This window comes from Streptomyces sp. NPDC017520 (assembly GCF_044329855.1).
Lineage (GTDB): Bacteria > Actinomycetota > Actinomycetes > Streptomycetales > Streptomycetaceae > Streptomyces.
Genome location: NZ_JBIRKB010000028.1, coordinates 28,263 through 38,627 on the forward strand (window position 1 = coordinate 28,263; position 10,365 = coordinate 38,627).

Here is a 10,365-nt window from a genome sequence, read left to right on the forward strand (position 1 = left end):
TCCTACGGCTCCCACTGTCGTCGGCCCCGGGAGAGGGGGCCCGGTCGGACTGGGCCGTACGGGGCACGGCCCCGGCGGGACGCGGCCCGGAGTGCGACGCAGATCATTATGCAACTTGTTGCATAGCCGACTCGGGGTGGTCTACAACTGACGCGACGACCCCGTGCGGAGGAGACCCCGGATGAGCCTGTACCCGACCCTGCTGAGCCCGCTGGACCTCGGGTTCACCACCCTCCCCAACCGGGTCCTCATGGGATCGATGCACATCGGCCTGGAGGAGGCCGATCGCGGCTTCGAACGGATGGCCGCGTTCTACGCCGAGCGCGCCCGGGGCGGGGTGGGGCTGATCGTCACCGGCGGCATCGCCCCCAGCGAACGGGCGTGCTCCTTTCCCGGCGGGGCGAAGATGACGACCGAGGCCGAGGCGGCCCAGCACCGGGAGATCACCTCGGCGGTGCACGCGGCGGGCGGCCGGATCGCGATGCAGATCCTGCACTTCGGGCGGTACGCGCACCACCCCGACCTGGTCGCGCCGAGCGCGCTCAAGGCCCCGATCAGCGGGTTCACCCCGAACGCGCTCACCGACGACCAGGTCGAGGAGACCATCGAGGAGTTCGTGCGCGCGGCCGGTCTCGCGCGCCTCGCGGGCTACGACGGCGTCGAGATCATGGGCTCCGAGGGCTATCTGATCAACGAGTTCATCGTCTCCGCGACCAATCACCGCACCGACCGCTGGGGCGGCGGTTACGAGAACCGCATGCGCCTGCCCATCGAGATCGTGCGCCGGGTCCGCGAGCGGGTCGGCGACGACTTCATCCTCATCTACCGGCTCTCCATGCTGGACCTGGTACCGGGCGGCTCGACGCTGGAGGAGGTCGTGACGCTGGCGAAGGAGATCGAGGCGGCGGGCGCGACGATCATCAACACCGGCATCGGCTGGCACGAGGCGCGGATCCCGACCATCGCCACCTCCGTGCCGCGCGGCGCGTTCAGCTGGGTGACCGAGAAGGTGCGCGGCGCGGTCTCCGTACCGCTGGTGACGAGCAACCGCATCAACACCCCCGAGGTCGCCGAGGAGATCCTCGCCTCCGGCCGGGCCGACATGGTCTCCATGGCCCGCCCCTTCCTGGCCGACCCGGAGTTCGTCGCGAAGGCGGCGGCGGGCCGGGCGGACGCCATCAACACCTGCATCGGCTGCAACCAGGCCTGCCTGGACCACATCTTCAGCCTCAAGATCACCTCCTGTCTGGTCAATCCGCGCGCCTGCCACGAGACCGAGCTGGTCCTGAGCCCGACCCGGACCCGTAAACGCGTCGCCGTGGTCGGCGCCGGCCCGGCGGGCCTCGCGTGCTCCGTCACGGCGGCCGAGCGGGGGCACGCGGTGACCCTGTTCGACACGGCGGACGAGATCGGCGGGCAGCTGAACGTGGCGCGCCGGGTGCCGGGCAAGGAGGAGTTCGACGAGACGCTGCGCTACTTCCGTACGCGGCTGGCCGAGCTGGACGTCGACGTCCGGCTGTCCACCCGGGCGGACGCCGGATCGCTGGACGGCTTCGACGAGATCGTGCTCGCCACCGGCGTCGAGCCGCGTACCCCGGCGATCCCCGGCACGGACCACCCGAACGTCGTCAGCTATCTGGACGTGCTGCGCGACGGGGCGCCGGTCGGCGACCGGGTCGCGGTCGTCGGGGCGGGCGGCATCGGCTTCGACGTCGCGGAGTTCCTGACCGACGGCGGCGACGCGGCGAGTCTGGACGCGGACACGTTCTTCCGGCAGTGGGGCGTCGACACCGCCTACGCGGAGCGCGGCGGGCTGCGCACTCCCGAGCGTCCCGAGTCACCGCGCACGGTCCACCTGGTCCAGCGCAGGACCACCAAGGTCGGTGCCGGGCTCGGGAAGACGACGGGGTGGATCCACCGCACCGAACTGCGCCACCGGGGCGTCGAGATGATCGCCGGAGCCGCCTACGACCTCATCGACGACGAGGGCCTCCACCTCACCGTCGACGGTGAGCGGCGGGTGCTGCCGGTCGACACGGTGGTGCTGTGCGCCGGTCAGGAACCGCGCCGCGAGCTGTACGAGGAGCTGCGTGCGGGAGCCGTCCCGGTCCATCTGATCGGCGGCGCGGACGTGGCGGCCGAGCTGGACGCGAAGCGGGCGATCCGTCAGGGCACGGAGCTGGCAGCGAGGCTCTGAGCGGCAGGGCGCCGCCGGAGTACGCAGGGGGCGGGCCTTGTCGGCGGCCGGCCCCCGGTCCGGCCTCACGCTGCCCCGTACGTCGGTGAGCGAGGGCGGGAGGCGTGAATCGGGCGGGCGGAACCGGGTTCGCCGGATCTCAGCCGGGGCGGCCCTCGGTCCCCTGGTCGCCGGGCGTCCCGCTGTCCGCGCCGCGGGACGGCACCCGTCGCCGCGGTTTCTTGTCGTCGTCGGGAATACCGACCAGTTTCTCGACGTCGAAGAGCCGCGCGATCGGGACGTCCGTACTGCTGTGGGCCACGATGGAGAAGGCGATGGTGACGGCGATCAGGGTGAACGCCTCCTCGCCCTGGGGGATGCCGGCCTGGAGCACGAGCAACCCGTAGACCACGGAAGCGAAGCCCTTGGGGCCGAACCAGGCCGCCGTGAGCTTCTCCTTGCGGTCGAAGTCGGTGCCCACCAGGGAGAGCAGCAGCGAGGCCGGACGAATGAGGAAGATGGCCAGGACCGCCACCGCGTAGCCGCCGATCGGCAGCTCGCCGAAGAGGTGAGGGGTCAGCAGAGCTCCGAAGACCAGGAGTGCCGCGAACTTCGCCAGCTCGGCGAGGGCTTCACCCAGCGGCTCGAAGGCGGTCCTCGCCTCGGGCGCGACGGCGACGATCACCGCGCCCGCGGAGAAGGCGGCCAGGTACGGGTTGGCATGGGTGAGGTGGCAGGCCGCGTACAGAATGACCGCGACCGCCAGCGGCAACAGGGGCTGGAGCCGAGGTTCCGCGCCCAGCAGACGGAACCGGACGAGCCAGTGCACCAGCAGCGGCAGGGTCACCCCGAAGACCAGCCCGAGCAGGAGTTCACCGCCGATCGAGGCGAAGCCGACGTCCTCGGCATGGCCGGTGGGCGCGGCGGCCGCGATGAAGATGAGGACGAACGGCAGGGCCAGCCCGTCGTTGACGCCGCTTTCGATGTTGAGCAGTTGCCGTAGCCGGGCGGGGACCTCTTCCCGGCCCACGATGGCCGAGGCGAACACCGGGTCGGTCGGCGCCAGCACGGCGCCGACGAGGAAGGAGGTCGTCCAGTCGAGGCCGACGAGGAAGTGGGCCAGCAGGGCGACGCCGATGAAAGCCAGCGGCAGACCGAGGCCGAGGGCGCGGGCGGGGTTGCGCCACGCCTGTCGCAGCGCGGGGAAGGAGACGTGCATGCCGTCGGTGAACAGCACCGCGAAGAGCGCCAGGTCGGCGGTGACCCTGACGATGTCGCTGTCCGGCGTGATGTGGATCAGACCGAGGAAGCCGTCGCTGACGAGCGCGCCGCCCACCAGGAAAAGCAGCGATGTGGAGAGCACCGACCGGGCGGCGAGACCGGACAGCAGCACGGCCACCAGCAGCGCCACTCCGAAGACGATGACCAAGACCACCTGACGCGCTCCCCGCTGTCGATCGAACGAACCGGCGTCGGCGCCGGTCGGGCCCTCTGCCCGGTCCGAGAAAACCCAACCTCGAACGTCTGCCCGTTGAAACGGCGGTCACCCGCGCGGCCCCGTACGGACGTGCCCGCCCTCGGGGCCTGTCCACCACCACGCCGCGCCGCCGGGGAGGCGGTCAGGCCCTGCGCACATCCGGACGCCGTCCGCGTGCCCGGCTCCAGCGGAGTGCGACGCCTCTGCGGCAGAGAACCAGGAGGGCGACGTGGGCGACGCACGTCGCGGCTGCCGGCGTCCCGTGGGAGACGGCCCGTAGCACCGAGGCGGCCAACGCGTCGCAGACTTCGACTCACGGAAGGCGCTGCCACGGTGGGGGCGGCCGGTCGAAGCGTCAGCGGTCGCGGACGGCGGCGAGCGCGGAGTGCGTCGTCTCCTCCACCGTGCCGGTGATGGGAACGATCGCTCCTCGCTCTTCGTCGGTGAGTCGCTCCAGCGCGTCCAGTTGGGACCGGAGGAGCTCGACGGGCATGAAATGTCCTCGCCGGGCGGCCATGCGCTCGGCGATGAGTTCGGCCGGGCCGTCGAGGTGGACGAAGAACACCCGTGGCGCCGCCGAGACGAGGCGGTCGCGGTAGGACCGCTTCAGAGCCGAGCAGGTGATGACTCCTCCGTCGGGGGTGTGCTCCCGGAGCCACTCGGCGATGGCGTCGAGCCAGGGACGCCGGTCCTCGTCACCGAGGGCGGTCCCCGCGCGCATCTTGGCCACGTTCTCCGGGGGGTGGAAATCGTCGGCCTCAGCGAACAGCACGCCCAGCGAACCCGCCAGGGACTGGCCCACCGTCGTCTTGCCGGACCCTGACACACCCATCACCACGACCAACGGAGCGTTCTCATTCTGCGCCATCGCATCAGGCTAACGCGGCGCGGCCCGCGGGACTCAGGGCCGGTCGGCGTCGTCGGCGCAGGCCTGCGCCCGGTGGAACGCAGGCTGACGGGTACCCCGCGCGTCTGGTTCTCCAACCAGGAGATCGGCGGCCGGGGGGCTCACCCCTCCAGGTCGATGACCACCTTGACGTCGTCCGGCCGGGACTCCAGCGCCTCGGCAGCGCGTTCGAGGGGAACGCGCCTGGTGATCAGCCGCTCCAGCCAACTCCTGTCCGCCCGCGCCAGAGCGGCGGCGGCCTGCCGGAAGTGGCGCTGGTTGGCGTTGACGGAGCCCACCACGGCGTCGTTCTGGAGCACCATTTCCCGGTTGATGGTGCCGGCGTCCGCGGTGATGCGACGGCCGGCGGGCGAGACACCGGTCAGGCACACCACCCCGTACGAGGCGGTTCCGGTCAGCGAGGCGAAGACCAGGGTGCTGGCTCCGGTCGCTTCGATGATGACGTCCGGGCAGACTTCGTCGATCACCCGCTCCGCGTCGTCGGTGTGGTAGGCGGCGCCGAGATCGCGGACCAGCGAAGGCTTGGGGCCCTCGCTCACGCGGTCCAGGACGTGCACCTCCAGCCCTCGCTGGACGCCGAGGAGGGCGGCCAGCAGTCCGATCGGTCCCGCCCCCGTGACGAGGGCCCGACGCGGCTCGAACCAGGAGCGCCCCCCGACCCGGTCCACCTGCTCCCAGGCCTTCGCCACGACCGAGGTGGGCTCCATGAGTACGCCGACGCCTGCCAGGTGGGGTTCCAACCGCACGGCGTAGTCGGGCTCCACACACCACGCCTGGGCGCCGAAGCCGTCGAGCTCCTTGATTCCGCGTTCGGTGTAGCGTCCGTTGCGGCACATGTCGAACTCCTGCCGGGCGCAGGCGCCGCAGGGCACGGGGTCGGGTCGGCGCACCACCCCGGCCACCAGGTCACCGGTCGAGAAGCCGCTGCCCGACGGGGCCCGCTCGACCCTGCCGAGCGACTCGTGGCCGAGGATCAGCCAGTCCCGGCCGGACGGCGCCCTTCCGTACTGGCCTCCGGTGATCTCGCGATCCGTCCCGCAGACGCCCATGGCCAGGCCGCGTACCAGCAGTTCTCCGTCGGCCGGGGACGGGTCCGGCAGCTCCCGCACGTCGAGGCTGTCCTGCCGGCCAGGCTTCACGGTCAGTGCGCGCACGGGTGTGCCGCCTTTCTCATGGTCGTGCCGGTATCGGTTCGCGGCGGGCGATGACGGCCGCGGGGCGGTGCCGTCCTGCCCGACGCCGGGTGGGCCGGCGGGCCCACGGGCCCGACTGCGCGAGGAGGCCGGGCGGAACGCCCAGTGCTACGTATACCTGCCTGGTCGACCGGTAAGCCTTCCCAACGCGCTCGGAGAACCGGCGCCCCACGCCGGGACCATGAAGGGACGAGCCGCTGCCCGGGCCCGGCACGGTGGAAAGACACCGGCCCATGCCCGGCACGGTGGAAGGACAGCCGATCACCCGGTCACCGACGCGGGGCTCGGCCGTTGGAGGTACCAGGCCGCCAGGAGGACATCCCGCCAGCCGGATCGGGTAGCCGCTCCGTCATGCTCGATGTTCTGCTGACCGTGGTCGGTTCGTTGGCCCTCGTCGTCGCCGCCCTCTCCCGTTGGGTCCAGCGTGCGCCGCTGAGCGCGCCGCTCCTGGCCCTGGTGACGGGGATCGCTTTCGGCCCCGAGGTGCTGGGGGTCGTCGACCTGCCCACCGTGCTGGAGGGGCACGAGGAACTGCACGAGTTCTCGCGTCTGCTCCTGGCGATCTCGGTGATGGCCGTGGCCCTGCGCTACGGGTTCCGTGACGTGCGGGCGCTGACGCGGCCGGCGACCGTCCTGCTGTTCGGGGCCATGGCCGCCATGGCCGTGGTGACGACCGCGGTGTCGGCCGCCGCTCTGGGCGTCGGCCTGGGCGCGGCGGCGCTCCTGGGCGCGGCCTTGTGCCCCACCGACCCGGTGCTCGCCTCCAGTGTGGTCTCCGGCGAGCCGGCCGAGAAGAGCGTCTCCGCCCGTACCCGGCGGCTGGCCTCCCTGGAGTCGGGGGCCAATGACGGTCTCGCCCTGCCCCTGGTGCTCGTCGCCATCGCGATCGCCGGACCGCTGGGGGGCGGCGAAGCGCTGCTGGAGTCGCTCTGGCAGGTCCTGGGCGCCGCTCTCCTCGGGGTCGTGGCCGGGTGGCTGGGCGGCAAGGTGCTGTCCGTCGCCGAGCGGCACCGCATCATGCAGTCCGGCCCTCTGCTGGTCTACACCCTGCTGCTGGCCCTGCTGGTGCTGGGAGCCTCCGGGCTGCTGCACGTCGACGGCGTCCTGGCGGTCTTCGTCGCGGGCCTGGCCTTCAACGCGACCAGCTCGTGGGAGGCACGGCGGGACGAGAACAGGATCGACGAGGCGGTCAACCGGTTCATCGTCCTACCGCTGTTCGTCGTACTCGGCGCCATGCTCCCCTGGCACTCATGGGGCGAGCTGGGCTGGTGGCGCGGCGCGCTCCTGGTCCTGGGAGCGCTGTCGCTGCGCCGCCTTCCGGTGCTGCTCGCCCTCAAGCGCCCGTTGTCGCTGACCTGGCGGGACGCTCTCTTCCTGGGCTGGTTCGGGCCCATCGGCGTCTCGGCGCTCTTCTACCTGACCATGGAGGCCCACCGGCTCGGCGTCGACCCGACTGTCCTGGCGGCGGGGACCCTGGTCGTCGTGGCCAGCACCGTCGTCCACGGCGTCACCAGCGCGCCAGGACTGGCGCTCTACCGCCGGCTCGGCGAGCGGGCCCGGGGCGACGGGAGCACCGAGGTGTGAGGCGGCGGGGCCTGGTCGCCGCGCGCCCCGTCGTCACAACACCGTCGAACCGGGTGGCCCGGCGGCCCTGCCCGTCGCCCTCGCGCTCCGCGACCGGTCAGCCGCTCGCGTGGGCGGGGACGGGTTCCGGGACGCCCGCCGGGGGTGCGGTGTCCGCGCGCCGGGGGCTGCCGATGACGACCCTGGAGGGAACCTGGCCCCCGGGGACAGGGGCATCGGGCGGGGCGGCCGGTTCCGTGTTCCGCGCCTGGGCCCGGCTGAGGAGGACCACCCCGCGCACGGCCGCCGCCGTACCGAGGAGGGCGAGCGCAAGGCTGACCGGCCCGCCCTGGAGGCGCTCGCCGAGCAGGGCCAGGCCGATCGCGGCGGCGGCGACCGGGTTGGCGAGGGTGACCACGGCGAGCGGTGCGCCGAGCCCGCCCCGGTACGCGGTCTGGGACAGCAGCAGACCGCCCATCGCGAAGGCGGAGACGAGCAGCGCCACCGTCAGCAGCCGCCAGCTGAACAACGGGCCGCCGGAGTGGTCGGTGACCGCGACGGTGAGGGTCTGGGTGAGCGCGGAGGCGACCCCGGAGGTGATCCCGGAGGCAGCCGCGTGCCGCAGCCCCGGGCGGGCCCCGGGCCGGCTGAGTCCGGCGACGACCGCCATGGTGGCCGCGCCGACGCCGAGCGCCTCGGGAAGGCTGAGGGTCTCGTGCGGCCCGGAGCCGCCCGCGGTCAGGAGCAGCGCGCCGAGGCCGAGCAGCGTCAGGGCCGTGCCGCGCCACTCGACGCGGCCGACCCGGCGTCCGGCGGCGCGCGCCCCGAGCGGGACGGCGACGACGAGGGTGAGCGCGCCCAGTGGCTGGACCAGGGTGAGCGGGCCGTAGTTGAGCGCGGCAACGTGCAGCAGCGCTCCCGCGGCGTTGAGGCCGACCGCCGACCACCAGGCGCCCCGGCCCAGCAGGCGCAGGAGTCCGGTGGACGGGTCGGTGCGGCCGGCCAGCCGGGACTGCGCCACGGCGGCAGCGGCGTAGGCGCCGGCCGAGACGAGGGAGAGCGCGACGGCGAGCAGCGTGGCGTTCATCGCCCGGCTCCGGCCCGGTCGGGCTCCCACGATTCCGCATCCGAGCCGGCGGCGGGCCCGGCGGAGCCGCCGACGGCTCCGAAGGGCGGCGGACCGGCCGACGCGAAGACCCGGGGCACACTGGCGGGCCCGGCGGACCTCACCAGGACGGCCGACGCGGAGGGCCCGGGCCCTGCGCCACCCGCGTACGCCGGTACGGGAGGCCCGTCGCCGCGCCCCCACAGGTCCGGCCGGGGCGGGGCCGGAACGGTCCGGGCGGACAGCGGCAGCCGGAAGACGGCGAGGGCGACGGTGAGCATGGCCCCGACGACGATCGCGTCGAGCCAGTAGTGGTTGGCCGTGCCCACGACGACGAGCAGCGTCAGCGCCGGGTGCAGCAGCCACAGCCAACGCCACCGGGAACGAGTGGCGAGGATCAGCCCGACCGCGACCATCACGGCCCAGCCGACGTGCAGCGAGGGCATCGCGGCGAACTGGTTCGCCATCGTGTCGGTCGCGGGCGTCTGTCCGTACACCGTCGGCCCGTAGACCTGACCGGTGTCGACGAGTCCGGCGACCGGCAGCATCCGGGGCGGGGCGAGCGGGAACAGCAGGTGCAGTGCGAGGGCGGCGGCGGTGAGCGCGGCGAGAACGCGGCGCGACCGGACGTAGTGGCGGGGTCGGCGCCAGTAGAGCCAGACCAGGAAGAGGGCCGTGGCCGGGAAGTGCACGGCGGCGTAGTAGGTGTTCGCCGCGTGGATCAGTGGCTGGCTGTGCAGCAGCAGCCCCTGGACCGCGCCCTCGCCGGGGAGATGCAGGGCACGTTCGAGGTCCCAGACGTTCCCGGCGTTACGGAACGCCTCCTCGACATGGCCGTTGGCGGCCTGGCGGCCGAACTTGTAGGCCAGGAAGAGTCCGGCCACGAGAAGGAACTCGCGGACGAGGGGCGGTCGGGCACGTATGTCCGGCTCCTGGTCCGTGGGCTCGGTGCGGGCGTAGGTCACCCGGTGCCCCCTTGGATGCGAAGCGGTGTCAGGACGGCCCGGTGAACTCCACGCCGTATCGATACGCCAGTGTACCGATACGCCGACGTATCGGTACACACGCGTATCGGTACACTGGCGTATCGAGAACCTCACCGCACCGCCGCAGGAGGTACAGCCCATGTCGTCGCCCGATTCCGTACAGGAGTCAGCCCTCACGTCCCGCCGGTCGAAGATCACACCGGAGCGGGCCCAGGAGCTTTACGCGGCGGTGCTGGAGCTGTTGCGGGAGAGCGGTTACGAGTCGCTGACGATGGAGGGCGTCGCCTCGCGCACGCGGTGCGGGAAGTCGACGCTGTACCGGCAGTGGGGCTCCAAGCCGGAGCTGGTCGTGGCCGCGCTGCACGGCACCCGGCGGATGCGGCTCCCGAACATCGACACCGGGACGCTGGCCGGGGACCTGCTGGAGGCCGCGCGGGCGATCGGCGAGGCCTCGGGGAGTGACACCCCGCTGATGCACGCCCTCAGCCATGCCGCGCTCCAGAGCCCGGAGCTGCTGTGTGCGCTGCGCGAGGCGCTGATCCTGCCGGAGATCGCGGCGATCGACGCGATGGTCCGGCGGGGTCGGGCGCGCGGCGAGATCGCGGCCGACCTTCCGGGGGCCGAGTTCGTCGCGGCCCAGCTGCTCGGCGTCATGCGCGCCCGGCCGCTGCTGGAGGGGCGTTACGCCGACGCGGCGTATCTGACCCGGTTCGTGGAGATGGCGATCCTCCCGGGCCTCGGACTCACGGCGGGAGCGCCGGAGTCCTGACAGACGTGGACCGCCCGCCCCAGCGGATGGGCGGCGGTCCACCCGCGCCGCACCGTGGGGACGGGGGCGGCGCACCGCCCGGCCGGGCGGGGGCCACGACGGAGGCCCCCCGCCCCCCGGGGGGGCGCCCCCCAGCACGGCCCGCCCCCGCCACCCCGCAGGGCCCCCCCCAGGCGGGTGTGAACAACC

General features: G+C 73.1%; 8 protein-coding genes. 3 read left to right on the forward strand and 5 right to left on the reverse strand.

Translation table 11 applies throughout. From position 1 onward, the window contains the following. Nucleotides 1-181 precede the first annotated feature (181 nt). Nucleotides 182-2,197: an FAD-dependent oxidoreductase gene (locus tag ACH4KB_RS36590; protein WP_398071208.1), complete on the forward strand. Its 2,016-nt coding sequence runs from the start codon at nt 182-184 to the stop codon at nt 2,195-2,197. Between the two features lie 139 nt (nt 2,198-2,336). Here ACH4KB_RS36590 and ACH4KB_RS36595 read toward each other — a convergent pair whose 3' ends face one another. The 3 genes from ACH4KB_RS36595 to ACH4KB_RS36605 form a co-directional block, all read right to left on the reverse strand. Continuing rightward, nucleotides 2,337-3,611 carry a cation:proton antiporter gene (locus ACH4KB_RS36595; RefSeq protein WP_398071210.1) on the reverse strand — a complete coding sequence of 425 codons (1,275 nt, stop codon included), beginning with the start codon at nt 3,609-3,611 and terminating at the stop codon, nt 2,337-2,339. 397 nt (nt 3,612-4,008) lie between these two features. Further along, nucleotides 4,009-4,521, reverse strand: coding sequence for a gluconokinase (locus ACH4KB_RS36600; RefSeq protein ID WP_398071212.1), 513 nt, complete (start codon nt 4,519-4,521; stop codon nt 4,009-4,011). A 140-nt stretch (nt 4,522-4,661) separates the two neighbouring features. After that, entirely contained in the window at nt 4,662-5,714 is a 1,053-nt protein-coding gene (locus ACH4KB_RS36605; protein ID WP_398071214.1) for a glucose 1-dehydrogenase, read from the reverse strand. 390 nt (nt 5,715-6,104) lie between these two features. On the opposite strand from ACH4KB_RS36605, the gene ACH4KB_RS36610 reads away from it, so the two are divergent. Then, on the forward strand, nt 6,105-7,337 hold the full coding sequence (locus ACH4KB_RS36610; RefSeq protein ID WP_398071216.1) for a cation:proton antiporter: 1,233 nt from the start codon (nt 6,105-6,107) through the stop codon (nt 7,335-7,337). A gap of 97 nt (nt 7,338-7,434) precedes the next feature. On the opposite strand, the gene ACH4KB_RS36615 is transcribed toward ACH4KB_RS36610, so the two are convergent. Next, nucleotides 7,435-8,403: a hypothetical protein gene (locus ACH4KB_RS36615; protein ID WP_398071218.1), complete on the reverse strand. Its 969-nt coding sequence runs from the start codon at nt 8,401-8,403 to the stop codon at nt 7,435-7,437. After that, nucleotides 8,400-9,386 carry a phosphatase PAP2 family protein gene (locus tag ACH4KB_RS36620; protein ID WP_398071219.1) on the reverse strand — a complete coding sequence of 329 codons (987 nt, stop codon included), beginning with the start codon at nt 9,384-9,386 and terminating at the stop codon, nt 8,400-8,402. The genes ACH4KB_RS36615 and ACH4KB_RS36620 overlap by 4 nt, the downstream gene beginning before the upstream one ends. 160 nt (nt 9,387-9,546) lie before the next feature. On the opposite strand from ACH4KB_RS36620, the gene ACH4KB_RS36625 reads away from it, so the two are divergent. After that, nucleotides 9,547-10,176: a TetR/AcrR family transcriptional regulator gene (locus tag ACH4KB_RS36625; protein WP_398071221.1), complete on the forward strand. Its 630-nt coding sequence runs from the start codon at nt 9,547-9,549 to the stop codon at nt 10,174-10,176. Nucleotides 10,177-10,365 lie beyond the last annotated feature (189 nt).